The 13,699-nt window shown below is 74.7% G+C and carries 14 protein-coding genes; 6 read left to right on the top strand and 8 right to left on the bottom strand.

Features of this window, described 5'->3' with window-relative positions:
* Positions 1-72: 72 nt before the first annotated feature.
* The 3 genes from otsB to IE219_RS00590 form a co-directional block, all read right to left on the bottom strand.
* Positions 73-912 carry a trehalose-phosphatase gene (gene otsB / locus IE219_RS00600; RefSeq protein ID WP_189974292.1) on the bottom strand — a complete coding sequence of 280 codons (840 nt, stop codon included), beginning with the start codon at positions 910-912 and terminating at the stop codon, positions 73-75.
* Positions 913-987: 75 nt separating this feature from the next.
* On the bottom strand, positions 988-1,257 hold the full coding sequence (locus IE219_RS00595; RefSeq protein WP_189974290.1) for a DUF3263 domain-containing protein: 270 nt from the start codon (positions 1,255-1,257) through the stop codon (positions 988-990).
* A gap of 21 nt (positions 1,258-1,278) precedes the next feature.
* On the bottom strand, positions 1,279-2,562 hold the full coding sequence (locus IE219_RS00590; RefSeq protein WP_189974288.1) for an extracellular solute-binding protein: 1,284 nt from the start codon (positions 2,560-2,562) through the stop codon (positions 1,279-1,281).
* Between the two features lie 230 nt (positions 2,563-2,792).
* Here IE219_RS00590 and IE219_RS00585 point away from each other — a divergent pair, with 230 nt between their 5' ends.
* From IE219_RS00585 to IE219_RS00575, 3 genes are all read left to right on the top strand, one after another.
* Positions 2,793-3,743 carry an ROK family protein gene (locus IE219_RS00585; protein WP_189974286.1) on the top strand — a complete coding sequence of 317 codons (951 nt, stop codon included), beginning with the start codon at positions 2,793-2,795 and terminating at the stop codon, positions 3,741-3,743.
* A complete protein-coding gene (gene nagA, locus IE219_RS00580) occupies positions 3,743-4,912 on the top strand; it encodes an N-acetylglucosamine-6-phosphate deacetylase (RefSeq protein ID WP_189974284.1) in 1,170 nt (389 codons plus the stop codon). The genes IE219_RS00585 and nagA overlap by 1 nt, the downstream gene beginning before the upstream one ends.
* A 121-nt stretch (positions 4,913-5,033) precedes the next feature.
* Positions 5,034-5,960, top strand: a complete 927-nt coding sequence (locus IE219_RS00575; RefSeq protein WP_189974283.1) for a 1-phosphofructokinase family hexose kinase — start codon at positions 5,034-5,036, stop codon at positions 5,958-5,960.
* 52 nt (positions 5,961-6,012) lie between these two features.
* Here IE219_RS00575 and IE219_RS00570 read toward each other — a convergent pair whose 3' ends face one another.
* Positions 6,013-6,984: a carbohydrate-binding protein gene (locus IE219_RS00570; RefSeq protein WP_189974281.1), complete on the bottom strand. Its 972-nt coding sequence runs from the start codon at positions 6,982-6,984 to the stop codon at positions 6,013-6,015.
* Between the two features lie 84 nt (positions 6,985-7,068).
* Positions 7,069-8,760: a diguanylate cyclase CdgB gene (cdgB, locus tag IE219_RS00565; RefSeq protein WP_189974279.1), complete on the bottom strand. Its 1,692-nt coding sequence runs from the start codon at positions 8,758-8,760 to the stop codon at positions 7,069-7,071.
* A 264-nt stretch (positions 8,761-9,024) separates the two neighbouring features.
* On the opposite strand from cdgB, the gene IE219_RS00560 reads away from it, so the two are divergent.
* Positions 9,025-9,576 (top strand): flavin reductase family protein, encoded by a 552-nt coding sequence (locus tag IE219_RS00560; protein WP_189974276.1) that lies wholly within the window; start codon positions 9,025-9,027, stop codon positions 9,574-9,576.
* 16 nt (positions 9,577-9,592) lie between these two features.
* On the opposite strand, the gene arfB is transcribed toward IE219_RS00560, so the two are convergent.
* The gene (gene arfB / locus IE219_RS00555; protein WP_189974274.1) at positions 9,593-10,021 is read right to left on the bottom strand and encodes an alternative ribosome rescue aminoacyl-tRNA hydrolase ArfB; all 429 of its coding nucleotides are present in this window, start codon (positions 10,019-10,021) and stop codon (positions 9,593-9,595) included.
* Positions 10,022-10,152: 131 nt separating this feature from the next.
* Between arfB and IE219_RS00550 the strand changes: the two genes are divergently transcribed.
* Entirely contained in the window at positions 10,153-10,728 is a 576-nt protein-coding gene (locus tag IE219_RS00550) for a TerD family protein (protein ID WP_189974272.1), read from the top strand.
* A gap of 152 nt (positions 10,729-10,880) precedes the next feature.
* The gene (locus tag IE219_RS00545) at positions 10,881-11,441 is read left to right on the top strand and encodes a hypothetical protein (RefSeq protein WP_189974996.1); all 561 of its coding nucleotides are present in this window, start codon (positions 10,881-10,883) and stop codon (positions 11,439-11,441) included.
* 2 nt (positions 11,442-11,443) lie between these two features.
* Here IE219_RS00545 and IE219_RS00540 read toward each other — a convergent pair whose 3' ends face one another.
* Together IE219_RS00540 and IE219_RS00535 are read right to left on the bottom strand one after the other, a co-directional pair.
* Positions 11,444-12,871, bottom strand: coding sequence for a M1 family metallopeptidase (locus IE219_RS00540; protein ID WP_373298734.1), 1,428 nt, complete (start codon positions 12,869-12,871; stop codon positions 11,444-11,446).
* A 185-nt stretch (positions 12,872-13,056) separates the two neighbouring features.
* Positions 13,057-13,599 carry a GlcG/HbpS family heme-binding protein gene (locus IE219_RS00535; protein ID WP_189974270.1) on the bottom strand — a complete coding sequence of 181 codons (543 nt, stop codon included), beginning with the start codon at positions 13,597-13,599 and terminating at the stop codon, positions 13,057-13,059.
* Between the last annotated feature and the right edge of the window lie 100 nt (positions 13,600-13,699).

Below are 13,699 nucleotides of genomic sequence, written 5' to 3'. Positions count from 1 at the left end.
CCCCGGGGCCGCCCGACTCACCCCTCGGGGCCGCCCGGCTCACGCCCTGGGGCCGCCCCCGGACCGCCCGGTTCACTCCCCGGCCAGTGCCGCCGCCAGGGACGTGAGGAGGGCGACCACGCCGGCCGGGCCGGGGACCGCGAGGTCGGCGCGGTCGGCCAGCTCGGGCACCTCGGCGGAGCCGGAGCAGACCAGGACGCCCGGGAGACCCTCGCCGCGCAGCTTCTCGACGGCGGCGAAGGCGGGCAGGTCGCCCAGGTCGTCACCGGCGTACAGGACGCAGCCCGCGCCCTTCTCCCGTACGAACTCCGCCAGCGCCACCCCCTTGTCCATGCCGGGGGGCCGTAGCTCCAGGACCAGCCGGCCGGGCTCCAGGACCAGGCCGTGCGCGGCGGCCAGGTCGCCCAGCGGGCCCCTGAGCGCCTCGAAGGCGCCCTGCGGGTCGCGGGCCCGGCGGGTGTGGACGGCGACCGCGCGGCCCTTCTCCTCGATCCAGACGCCGGGCCAGGCGCCGTGCCGGTCGAGGAAGCCGGGCAGCTCGGCGCGGACCGAGGCCACGCCGGGGTGCGGGGCGGCGGCCGTGACCGTGCCGGTGGCGGCGTCCCAGCGCTCGGCGCCGTAGTGGCCGAGGACGGTGAGGCGGTCGAGGCCCGGGACCCCGGCGAGACCGCCGAGGCGGACGGCGACCCCGGCGGGGCGGCCGGTCACCACGACCAGGGCGGCCAGGCGGGGGGCGAGGGCGGCGAGGGCGGGCACGGCGCCGGGATGGGCGCGGGCCCGCTCGGGATCGGGGACGATCTCGGCGAGCGTCCCGTCGAAGTCGAGGGCGACGACGGCCTCGGAGGGACGCGCCAGCAGGGCGTCCAGGCCGTCGCGGCCGGCGGATGGAGCCAGGTGCGGAAGGCTGACCATGCCGCCGACCCTACCGACGTACGGCCGTCCCGTCAGCGTGACCGGCGCCTCCCGCCGGGCCCGGCCGCCGGGGGCTCAGCGGCGGCGTTCGCGCTCGGTGCGGACGCGGCGCAGGCGGTTGACGGTGACCGGGTCGTGCGCGAGGGCGCGCGGGTCGTCGAGCAGGGCGTTGAGGAGCTGGTAGTAGCGGGTCGGCGAGAGGCCCAGCCGCTCGCGCACGGCCCGCTCCTTGGCGCCGGGGCCGGGCCAGGAGCGGCGCTCGACCGCGAGCACGTCCCGCTCCAGCTCCCCGAGGCCGGAGTCGTCGGCCTCGGGGGCGGGGTCGGGTCCGTGCTCATCGCTCATACGGTCAACCTATTACCCGGCTCACTCGGCCGCCTCCGCGGCGGTCGCGGTGCGGGCGATGGAGCCGAGCACCTCGTCGGGGCGGCCGGCCGGGGTGACGGCGGTGCCGATGTTCTGCTTGATGGTCTCGCTGACCTTGGCCCACGAGGTCTTGCCGACCGGCGGGAGCTGGGCGGTGGGCAGGGCCTTGAGGAACTCGCGCAGCTTGGCGTGCTCGGCCTCGGTCGCCATCCGGTTGGAGGCGGTGACGGTGACCGGCAGCAGGTCGTTGTCACCGGCGAACTTGAGGACGTTCTCGTCGGTGAAGACGAAGTCGAGGAAGCTGCCGACCTCCTTGCGGTGGCCGTTCTGCTTGAAGCCCATGATCCAGTCGGCGACGCCCATCGCGGACTTCGGCGGGCCGTCGGTGCCGGGCAGCGGGGCCTGGCCGACCTTGACGCCCTGCTTGGCGGCCTCCTTGAGCAGGGAGGGGTGGCCGTTGAGCATGCCGACCTCGCCGCGCGCGAAGGCGGCGAAGGCGGCCTTGCGGTTGAGCTTGCCGGGGGCGACGGGGCCGGTGAGGCCCTTGCCGACCAGCTCGTCCTTGAGCCAGGTGAAGGTCTTGACGTTCGCGTCGGAGTCGACGGCGTACCGGTCGGAGTCGTCGGTCCAGCCGCCGTCGCCGCTGAGCAGCCACATCAGGGACTCGGCCTGGGCCTCCTCGGGCCCGAGGGGCAGCGCGAAGGGGGTGCGGACGCCCTCCTCCTTGAGCTTGGCGGCCGCCTCGGCGAGCTCGTCCCAGGTGGTGGGCGGCTTGACCCCGGCCTTCTCGAAGAGGTCCAGGTTGTAGAAGAGGGGGCGGGTGGAGGCGACGAACGGCAGGCCGTACTGGGTCCGGGAGTACTCGCCCGCGTCGGCGAGGACGGGCAGGAAGTTGGCCTGGACGGGGATGGTGAGGAGCTCGTCGGCGGAGTAGAGCTGCCCGGCGGCGGCGTAGTCGGCGTAGGCGCCGATCTGGGCGACGTCGGGGGCCTTGCCCGCCTTGACCATCTCGGCGACCTTGCGGTCGACGTCGTCCCAGGAGACGACGTCGACCTGGACCTTGATGCCCGGGTGGCCGGCCTGAAAGGCGGTGACGAGGTCGTCCCAGTACTTCTTGGTGGTGTTCCCGCCGGTCAGGTCGTAGTCGGCGGCGACCAGGCGCAGGGTCACGTCGCCGCCGTCGCCGCCGATGCTGCCGCAGCCGGCGACCGTGGCGGTCAGGCCGAGTGCGGCGGCGGCCGCGGTCAGTCCGAGAAATCGTCGCCGCTCCACGGCTTCATCCACCTTTTGCTCGTCGTTGAGCAGCAGTGAGCTGCAAATTCAGGGGGTTCAGGGTCAGAAAGTCTCCCCCACCCTCCGCGAGAGGTCTACACCAGTCCGATATCACTTCGGCAACTCCCGTAGGACCTTCACCACAAACTCCCCACGTCCGGGGGCTCGAATTTGTATCCGAGCGCAACAATCCTCCGCAGTGGACTAGACCTTTAGGGGCGAGTCGCGCGAGACTGTCCTCCGTGAGACACGTCATCGCCCTCGATGTGGGCGGCACCGGCATGAAGGCCGCCCTCGTCGGGGCGGACGGCACCCTGCTCCACGAAGCCCGCCGCGCCACCGGGCGCGACCGCGGGCCCGAGGCCGTCGTCGAGACGATCCTCGCCTTCGCCCAGGAGCTGCACGACCTCGGCAGAGAGCGGTACGGCGAGCCCGCCGCGGCCGCCGGAGTCGCCGTCCCCGGCATCGTCGACGCCGACCGCGGCATCGCCGTCTACGCCGCCAACCTCGGCTGGCGCGACGTCCCGCTCCGCGCCTTCCTCAGCGAGCGCCTCGGCGGCCTCCCCGTCGCCCTCGGCCACGACGTGCGCACCGGCGGCCTCGCCGAGGGCCGCATCGGCGCGGGCAACGGCGCCGACCGCTTCCTCTTCGTGCCCCTCGGCACCGGCATCGCCGGCGCCATCGGCATCGGCGACCGCATCGAGGCCGGCGCGCACGGCTACGCCGGCGAGATCGGCCACATCGTGGTCCGCCCCGGCGGCGCCGACTGCGGCTGCGGCCAGCGCGGCTGCCTGGAGCGGTACGCCTCCGCCTCCGCCGTCTCCCTCGCCTGGGCCGACGCCTCCGGCGACCCGGAGGCCGACGCCGCCGACTGCGCCAAGGCCGTCGAGTCCGGCGACCCCGTCGCCGTACGGATCTGGCAGGACGCCGTGGACGCCCTCGCCGACGGCCTCGTCACCGCCCTCACCCTGCTGGACCCCCGCACCCTCATCATCGGTGGCGGACTCGCCGAGGCCGGGGAAACCTTGTTCACACCCCTTCGGGCCGCGGTGGAGGCACGTGTGACCTTCCAGAAGCTGCCCGCCATCGTGCCGGCGGCCCTCGGGGACACCGCCGGATGCCTGGGCGCGGGCCTCCTCGCCTGGGACCTGCTCGCCGACCAGCGCCCCACCGACTCGGAGGTTTCCGCCTGATGTCCGATCACAAGGTTCTCGCCGGCGCACGCGTCGTGCTGCCCACCGGGATCGTCGAGAACGGACGCGTGATCGTCGACGGCGGCCGCATCGCGGGCCAGGCGCCCGAGGACGCCCCCGTCCTCGACCTCAGCGGCCACTGGCTCGTGCCCGGCTTCGTCGACATGCACAACCACGGCGGCGGCGGCGCCTCCTTCACCTCCGGGAGCGTCGAGGACGTCCTCAAGGGCGTCCACACCCACCGCCTGCACGGCACCACCACCGTCGTCGCCTCCTTCGTCACCGGCGAGACGGACTTCCTCGTCCAGCGGGCCGGCCTCCTCTCCGAGCTGGCCGAGCAGGGCGAGATCGCCGGCATCCACTTCGAGGGCCCTTTCATCTCCCCCTGCCGCAAGGGCGCCCACGACGAGACCCTGCTGCGCGACCCGCACCCGGCCGACGTCCTCAAGCTGATCGACGCCGCCCGCGGCCAGGCCCGCATGGTCACCCTCGCCACCGAGCTGCCCGGCGGCCTCGACTCCGTGCGCCTCCTCGCCGAGCAGGGCGTCATCGCCGCCATCGGCCACACCGACGCCAGCTACGAGCAGACCGCCGAGGCCATCGACGCCGGCGCCACCGTCGCCACCCACCTCTACAACGCGATGCCCGGCCTCGGCCACCGCGCGCCCGGCCCGATCGCCGCCCTCCTGGAGGACGAGCGGGTCACCGTCGAGCTGATCAACGACGGCACCCACCTCCACCCCGCCGCCCTGGAACTCGCCTTCCACCACGCCGGGGCCGCGCGGGTCGCCTTCATCACCGACGCCATGGACGCCGCCGGCTTCGGCGACGGCCGCTACATGCTCGGCCCGCTGGAGGTCGAGGTGAAGGACAGCGTGGCCCGCCTCGTCGAGGGCGGCTCCATCGCCGGCTCCACCCTCACCCTGGACCGCGCCTTCAAGCGCGCCGCCACCATCGACCGCCTGCCGGTCGAGTCGATCGTCCAGGCCATCTCCGCCAACCCGGCCCGCCTCCTCGGCGTCGACGACCGCGTCGGCTCCCTGGAGCCCGGCAAGGACGCCGACCTCGTCGTCCTCGACGCCGACTTCGACGTCAAGGGCGTCATGCGCAAGGGCGAGTGGATCGTCGCCCCGCAGGGCGTCTCCGCCCGGGTGCCGCAGACCGCCTGATCAGGGCCGGAAGGAACGGCGACCGCCCCGGGTCTGGGCCGATCGCCGTTCCTTTGGCATGATCGTGGACCGTCACAGGACGCACGCCACACGGTCTTACCGGGAGTACGGGGGTGGGCAGGTGATCCTCACGGTCACCCTCAACACGGCGCTGGACCTCACCTACCAGGTGCCCGCCCTCGTCCCGCGCGCCAGCCACCGGGTCGCCCTCAGCACCGAGCGCCCCGGCGGCAAGGGCGTCAACGTCTCCCGCGTGCTCGCCGCCCTCGGCCACGAGACGGTCGTCACCGGCTTCGCCGGCGGCGCCACCGGGGCCCGGCTGCGGGAACTCCTCGCCCCCGTCCCCCGGCTGACCGACGCCCTCGTCGACGTCGCCGCCGACACCCGCCGCACGGTCGCCGTGGTGGACTCCGCCGCCGGGGACACCACCCAGTTCAACGAGGCCGGGGCCGCCGTCACCGCCGCCGAATGGGCCGCCCTGCGGGAGCGGTACGCGCGCCTGCTGCCCGGGGCCGCGGCCGTCGCCCTCTGCGGCAGCCTCCCGCCGGGCGTCCACGTCGGCGCGTACGCCGACCTGATCCGCGCCGCCCGCGCCGCGGGCGTCCCGGTCCTCCTCGACACCAGCGGCGAACCCCTGCGCCGGGGCATCGCCGCCCGCCCCGACGTGGTCAAGCCCAACGCGGACGAACTCGCCGGTCTCACCGGCTCGCGCGAACCCCGCCGCGCCACCCTCGACGCGCGCCGCCGGGGCGCGCACGCGGTGGTCTCCTCGCTCGGCCCGGACGGCCTGCTCGCCGCCACCCCCGACGGCCTGTGGCGGGCGGCGCCCCCGGCCCCGGTCCGGGGCAATCCGACCGGCGCGGGCGACTCCGCCGTCGCCGCCCTCCTCGCGGGGCTGGCCGACGGCACCCCGTGGCCGGACCGGCTGGCCCGGGCGGTCGCCCTCTCGGCGGCCACCGTCGCCTCCCCGGTCGCCGGCGAGTTCGACCCGGCGGTCTACGCGGACCTCCTGCCGGGGGTCACCGTGACGGACGACACCCGCGCCTGACCGCCCCGGCCGGACGGGCGCCCGGGCGGAGGCCCGGGGCCCGGCGCGCGGGTCAGCCGCGCTGGCCCGCCTTGCCCGCCTCCAGGTAGACCTGGTCGATGATCCCGCCGCAGGTGTTCTCCTGCTCGCAGGAGATCTTGAGCGAGTTGGTGCCCTTGTCGAGGGTCGCGTACCCGAAGGTGGTGGTCCACCCCTTCTCCCAGTCCCCCTGGGCGGCGCGCGCGTAGTTCTTCATGTTGATCTTGTAGGGCGGACGGTCGTTGACCGTCAGCATGGCGTTGTAGTCCTCGCCGGGCACGCTGTAGGTGATCCGGAGGGTGTAGTCGCCCGCCTCCGGCACGTCCACCGTCCAGCTCGCGGAGCCTCCGACGCCGTTGAGCATCACGTAGGTGCCGCCGGGGCCCTTGGCGCCCTTGATGTCCTTGCCGACCGCGGCCGGGCCGCCGAGCCGGAGGGTGGCCGCGTCCTGCTTGGGGAGGGCGGTCTTCGTGGGCTCCCCGCTCGGCTCGGCGGAGGCGGTGGGCTCCTGGGAGGCGGTGGCCGGGGCGGAGGTCGGCGTGGTGCCGCCCGCGTTCGGGTCCTTCTCGCCGCCCATGTTGTTGATGACGGCGGCGGCGATGCCCGCCACGACGACGCCGACGACCGCGATCGCGCCGATCATCAGGCCCCGGGTGTTGGGACCCCGGCCGCCGCCGCGCGGGGCGGGCGGCGGGGACTGCCGGGTCTGCTGCCCGTTGCCGTACGTCTCGGGGGCCGCGTACTGCGGGTGCGGCTGGCCGTAGGGCGCCTGCTGCTGCGGAGGCACGTACGCCTGCTGCTGCGGGCCGCCGTACTGGCGCTCGCCGACGGTGCGGACCTGGTTGTAGGAGGTACGGGGCACCCCCGGCTGCGCGGGCGCGGGGCCCGGGTAGCCGTAACCCCCGCCCTGGGCGGAGCGGCCGGACGCGTCCTGTCCGTCGGCGTACAGATAGCCGAACGGATCCTCGTCCTCGGGCTTGCTCGCGCCGTCGTTACCGGCAGCCATCCGGGTCTTCCTCTCCATGCTCGCCAGCCGTCGCCGACCCGGCGAGCCTACCCCGAACGGACGAAGCCCCCCGCGCCGCGGTGATCAGCCGGCCCGGCGCTGCACCTTGGAGCGGGAACGCTTCTCCACGTACATCCGCTGGTCGGCGGAGTTCAGCACCTCTTCGACGGTCATCCCGCATTCGGCCCAGCCGATGCCGAAACTGGCGCCGACGCGCACCGCCCGGCCGTCCACCCGGATGGGCGGGATGATCGCGTTGCGCAGCCGGACGGCGAGGTCGGCGGCGTCGGCCGCACCGAGCCCGTCGGCGAGGACGACGAACTCGTCGCCGCCGAGCCGGGCGACCGTGTCGCCGTCGCGGACGCAGGTGGTCAGCCGGCGGGCCACCTCGATGAGGACGGCGTCGCCGGTGTGGTGCCCGAACCGGTCGTTGATCGACTTGAAGCCGTCGAGGTCGCAGAAGAGGACGGCGAGCCCCTTCGTGCCGTCGTCGGTCTCGCCGCCGGCGGGCGCGACGAGGTGGACGTGGTGGTCGTACGCCCCGCCCCCGGCCGGTTCGAAGCCGAAGCCGTGTTCGTGCTCGTGCTCGTACTCGGGGCGGCCGTCGTACGCGGGCGCCTCCGCCACCTGCTCGTAACCGGTGCCGTAGGCGGCGGCGTCCGGGCCCGGCCCCTGGTAGGCGCCGGTGTGCGCGGGGCGCTCGCAGATCCGGGCGGAGAGCCGGGAGCGCAGCTCGGCGCTGTTCGGCAGGCCGGTGAGGGCGTCGTGGGAGGCGCGGTGGGCGAGCTGGAGCTCGTGCCGCTTGCGCTCCTCGATGTCCTCGACGTGGGTGAGGAGGAAGCGGGGGCCGTCGGCGGCGTCGGCGACCACCGAGTTCCGCAGCGAGACCCAGACGTAGGTGCCGTCGCGGCGGGCCAGCCGCAGCTCCGCCCGGCCGCCCTCGGCGGAGGTGCGGAGCAGGGTGCCGATGTCCTCGGGGTGGACGAGGTCGGCGAAGGAGTAGCGGCGCATCACGGAGGAGGGGCGGCCGAGGAGCCGGCAGAGCGCGTCGTTGGTCCGCAGGAGGCGGCCGTGCTGGTCGCCGCCGAGCTCGGCGATGGCCATGCCGGAGGGGGCGTACTCGAATGCCTGCCGGAAGGACTCCTCGCTGGCGCGCAGGGCCTGCTGCTCGCGCTCCAGGCGGACGAGGGCGCGCTGCATGTTGGAGCGGAGCCGGGCGTTGCTGATCGCGATGGCGGACTGGGAGGCGTACATCTGGAGGGCCTCCTGGCCCCAGGGCCCGGGGTGCCGGCCGTTGCGCGGGCGGTCGACGGATATGACGCCGAGCAGCTCGCGGCCGGTGCCGGAGGCATACATGGGGGCGTACAGCCGGTCGTGCGGGTGCCACTCGTCCTCGAAGCGGGGGGCGGGGCCGTCGGTGTGCCACTGCGGCACGTCGTCGTCCATGAGGACCCAGCCCTCGGTGTACGGGATGAACCGCAGGTCGCCCCAGGGGACGGCCATCGCGAGCCGGCGCTCCCACGCCTCCCGGGAGCCGACCCGGCCGGTGATCAGGGCCTCGGCGGCGGCGTCCCCGGCGAAGGCGGCGACGACGAGGTCACCGTCGGGGCGGACGAGGTTGACGGCGGCGAGCTGGTAGTTGAGCCCGGCGACGACGCCGTCGGCGACGGTCTGAAGGGTGTCCGCCATGCTGCGGGCGGTGTTGAGGTCCGCCACGACCTGATGCAGTTGCCGCAGCGTCGAGAGACGGACGTAAGGCTCCGACTCGGTCTCCATCGCTCGCTCTCCCCGAGACCTCGACAGCAACTCCAGGGTTCTCATCGACTTCGTGCTGTACTGTCCCCGCCACTGAATCACAGTGAGCTGTGCAGCCGGTACACAGGGTCAGCAAATAGTGCCCTCTGTGACTCAAGTCACATTATCGGATGGCTGAATACGGCGGGTCACCGCTGACGGTGGCCGGTCCTAGGACCCACGCCGGGTCCCACCTGGTCCCCCCGCCCGATGCCCGCCGCGCCGGGGCCCGGTTAGCGTGCCGACGTGCTCTGGAAAACCCCCCTCACCGACCTCCCCCTCCCGCATCCTGAGGGGGTGAGCGACGACGAGTTCCGGGCGGCCCTGTCCCGCCTCGCGGCCGGCGTGGTCCTGGTGACCGCGCACGACCCCGACGACGGTCCGCACGGCGGCGACGCCGGCATGACCGCCACCGCCTTCCTCTCCGTCTCCCTGGACCCGCCGCTGGTCCTGGTCAGCCTCCGGACCGGCTCCCGCATGGACGACCTCCTCGACGAGGTGCCCACCTGGGCCGTCTCCGTGCTGGCCGAGAACCAGCGGCACGTCGCCGGGCGCTTCGCCATGAAGGGGCGCGTCTCCGACCGCCTGCTCTTCGCCGACCTCCCGCACACCCGCGGCACGGCCAGCGGCGCGCCGCTCCTCGACGACGCCCTCGCCACCCTGGAGTGCCGCACCGAGAACCGCGTCACGGCCGGGGACCACACCCTGGTCATCGGCCGGGTCCTCACCGTCGGCCTCCCGGCCCCGGACGACGAGCCCCTCGCCTACTTCCGCGGGCGCTACCGCACCCTGGGCTGAGCCCGGACGGACCGGCTCAGCCCCAGTCGCGGCCCTGGCGGCCGCGCTTCGTCTCGGCGCGCTGCTTCTTCTCGCGCAGCCGGCGCTCGTTGATCCCCCGGGGGATCTTCGTGGCGCGGCGCGGGCGGGGCGGCGGGGCGGTGGCCTCGGCGAGGAGCGCGGCGAGCCGGACGGCCGCCGTCTCGCGGTTGCGCCACTGGGAGCGGTGCTCCGAGGCCCGTACGGTCAGGACGCCGTCGACCAGGCGGGAGGCCAGCCGCTCCAGGGCGCGGGCCTTCCACACCTCGGGCAGGGACCCGGTCGCCGCCAGGTCGAAACTCAGCTCGACGCGCGAGTCCGAGGTGTTCACGTGCTGGCCCCCGGGGCCCGAGGAACGCGAGAAACGCCACTGGAGCTCGGCCTCGGGGAGCGAGACGGAGCCGCGGATCGGATAGGGGCCTGCCATGCCCCCATGTTCCCCGGCACGGGCCGGAGGCGTCACCCTGTTTTCGTACACCCGGGAACCACCGGCCACCGTGCCGCGTTTCTCCCGACGACGCGCGACGAGCGCGCCGGACCACGAGGAAAGGGACTTCCATGGCTGTGAGCCTCTCCAAGGGCGGCAACGTCTCCCTGACGAAGGAGGCACCGGGCCTGACCGCCGTCACCGTGGGTCTCGGCTGGGACGTCCGCACCACCACCGGCACCGACTTCGACCTCGACGCCTCCGCGATCGGTGTCGACGCGGCCGGCCGGGTGGCCTCGGACGCCCACTTCGTCTTCTTCAACAACAAGGCGACGCCGGACCAGACCATCGTCCACACCGGTGACAACCGCACCGGCGAGGGCGGCGGCGACGACGAGCAGATCAACGTCAACCTCGCGGGCCTCCCCGCCACCGTCGACAAGATCGTCTTCCCGGTCTCCATCTACGACGCGGTCTCCCGCTCGCAGAACTTCGGCCAGGTCCGCAATGCGTACATCCGCATCGTGAACCAGGCCGGCGGCGCCGAGATCGCCCGCTACGACCTCTCCGAGGACGCCGCCACCGAGACCGCCATGGTCTTCGGCGAGCTGTACCGCAACGGCGCCGAGTGGAAGTTCCGCGCGGTCGGCCAGGGCTACGCCTCCGGCCTGGAGGGCATCGCCCGCGACTTCGGCGTCAACCTCTGACGCACCGGCCACGCCCACGGGCCCCCGGGACCCCACGGTCCCGGGGGCCCGCGCCGTTCCCGCCGCCGGGCGGGGACCGCCGCGCCGCCCTCTCCTGAACACCCCCTACGCTGTCCGTTCTCCGACCGGAGAACGACCCTGGGGAGGGACCCATGCACGGCACCGCGCGCACCACCGACGACGGCATATCCGGCCGGAGACGACGGGGGAGGGCGATCCGGCGGACCCTGGCCGGCCTGTTCCTCGCCGGCGTCACCGCCGCCTGCGGCCCCGCCGGCCCCGGCGACTCCCCCACCACCCCGCCGCCGGTCTCCGCCCCGGCCACGACGACCGCCGCCCCGGCCACGACGGCACCCCCGACGACCCCGCCGCCGACCACCCCGCCGCCGACGACCACCGCGGCCCCCACCACCTCCCCCGCCCCGGTCGCCACCACCGAGGCGCCCGCCGCGCCCCGGCCGACGGCGGTCCGCACCACCAAGCCGCCCGTCAAAGCCCCCACGAAGGCCCCCGCCGCCAGGACGGCCGCCCCGAAGCGGACGACCGCCGCCCCGGCCCCCCGGGCGACCTGCGAGATCCTCTCCAACGCCGGGAACTGCTACAGCGCCGGCCAGTTCTGCCGAAAGGCCGACCTCGGCCGGTCCACCCACGCCGCCAACCGCCGCCTGATCCACTGCCGCATGGACGGCTCGCGGGCGCGCTGGGGCTACTGAGGTCAGGGCCGGGGCGGGCGGTCGCGGCCGTACAGCCAGACGTCCCACAGGGCGGTCAGGTCGCGGTCCGCGATCCGTTCCGCGTAGGCGGTGAAGTCGGCCGTGGTGGCGTTGGCGTGGCGGCGCTCGGCCGTCCAGCCGCGCAGCAACCGGTCGAAGACCGGGTCGCCGACCGTCTCGCGGAGCTGGTGCAGGACCATCGCGCCGCGCCGGTAGACGGGCGCGGCGAAGAGGTTCGCGGCGGCCGGCGGCTCGGCGGGCGGGAAGGCCCAGGCGTCGTCGTCGGCGAACGCCTCCTCGAAGCGGGTGCGGGCCGGGACGCCCTCGTGGTCCTCCCCGTACAGCCACTCGGCGTAGGTGGCGAAGCCCTCGTTGAGCCAGATGTCGCGCCAGCTCGCGGGGGTGACCGAGTTCCCGAACCACTGGTGGGCCTGCTCGTGGACCAGGGTGGAGCGGTCGAAGGCGCCGGCCGGGAAGACCGGCCGGGTCTGGGTCTCCAGGGCGTAGCCGAGGGCGCCGTCGGGGACGACGACGGCGCCCGCCGCGCCGAAGGGATACGGGCCGAAACGGTCCCGCTGCCGGGCGAGGATCGCGGGCAGCTCGGCCCGGAGCCCGGCGGTGGCGGCCGACAGCGCGGGGTCGGTGGCGGTGACGGCGGTGACGACCGGGACCGAGCCCAGGGCCGTACCGGTGCTGGTCGTGTACCGGCCGATCGCCACCGTCGCCAGATAGCTCGCCATCGGCTCGGACTGGCGCCAGACGGTCCGGGTGCGGCCGCCGGAGACCGGCGCGGAGGAGACCCGGACGCCGTTGGAGAGCGCCGTCAGACCGTTCGGGACGGTCAGCGCGATCTCGTACGCCGCCTTGTCCGAGGGGTGGTGGTTGCCGGGGAACCAGCCCATGGAGCCGTCCGGCTCGCCGACCGCCACCGCCCCGTCGGCGGTGCGCAGCCAGCCCTCGGCCGAGCCGTCGGGGTCGGTGACCGGCTCGGGCACGCCCGTGTAGACGACGGTCGCGGTGAAGTCGGCGCCCTTCGCCAGCTCGTCGCGCGGGCGGAGCGTCAGCTCGTTCCCGGCCCGGTTGACGGCGGCGGGCACGCCGTCGACGCGCGCCTCGCGGACGGTCAGCCCGGCCAGGTCCAGATTGAAGGCGGAGAGGTCCTGGGTGGCGCGGGCGGTGATCCGCGCGGTGCCGTCCAGGCGGCCGGTGCCCGGGTCGTAGGCCAGGTCGAGGGCGTAGTGGCGGACGTCGTAGCCGCCGTTGCCCTGCTTGGGGAAGTACGGGTCGCGCAGCCCCGCCGCGCCCGGCGTGCCGCGCACCCCGCCGGCCTCCGGGGCACAGCCGCCGGTCAGGAGCACACACAGGCCGAGGGCCGCCGCCAGCACGGCGGCGGCCCGGGGGGACCGTCCGGTCCGGCTGTCGTCGATCACGTACGGATCCTAGACAAGTCGGACAGGGGGGCGGGGGCGGGGGCGCCCATCGGGGGGCGTGGGCGCCCCCGCCGGTCCGTGGTCCGCCGCCGCGCGGGACCACACCGCGCGGCGGTCGGGGGCGGGGCCGTCCCGGGCCGGTGCCGGGGCACCGGCGGCCGGGGCGGCGCCGCCGCTCGGGGGTGTTACTCGGCCAGCTCGGCGACGCCGGCCCGGGCGAACTTCTCGTCGAGGTCGCCGGAGGGGGCGCCCGCGACGCCGATGCCCGCGATCGGGGCGCCCTTCGAGGTGACCGGGGCGCCGCCGCCGAGGAAGAGGGTGCCGGGGATGTCCTTCAGGGTCGGGGCGTTCGTCAGGCGCTTGGCCAGCTCGGAGGTGGGGGCGTTCCAGGAGACGGCGGTGAACGCCTTCTTCTCGGCGGCCTCGTAGGACTGCGGGCCCGCACCGTCGCCACGCATCGTGAGGATGGTGTTGCCGTTGCGGTCCACGATCGCCACGGAGACGCGCTGGTTCTCCTTCTGCGCGGCGTCGAGCACGGCCTCGGCGGCGTCGGTGGCGGCCTCGATCGTCAGGTGGTTCGTCTGGAAGAGGTTGCCGTTCCCGGCATCGGCCTTGGCCACGGCGGCGGGAGCGGCGGCCGGGGCGGAGGCGGAGGCGGAGACCGCGCCGAAGGTGCCGGCGGTCAGGACGGCCGCGACGGTGGCACCGAGGACGAGCTTCTTCTTCATGACGACTCCCGAGAGATCGAGGCGGACCCGTTCGGTCCGGTGGAGGGGGGTGGTGCGTTCGCTCTGCCTCCATCCTGGGTCCGCTCCCCGCCCCGCACGG

The organism is Streptomyces termitum (assembly GCF_014650175.1).
Lineage (GTDB): Bacteria > Actinomycetota > Actinomycetes > Streptomycetales > Streptomycetaceae > Streptomyces > Streptomyces termitum.
This window is presented reverse-complemented; position numbering and strand designations above follow the sequence as displayed.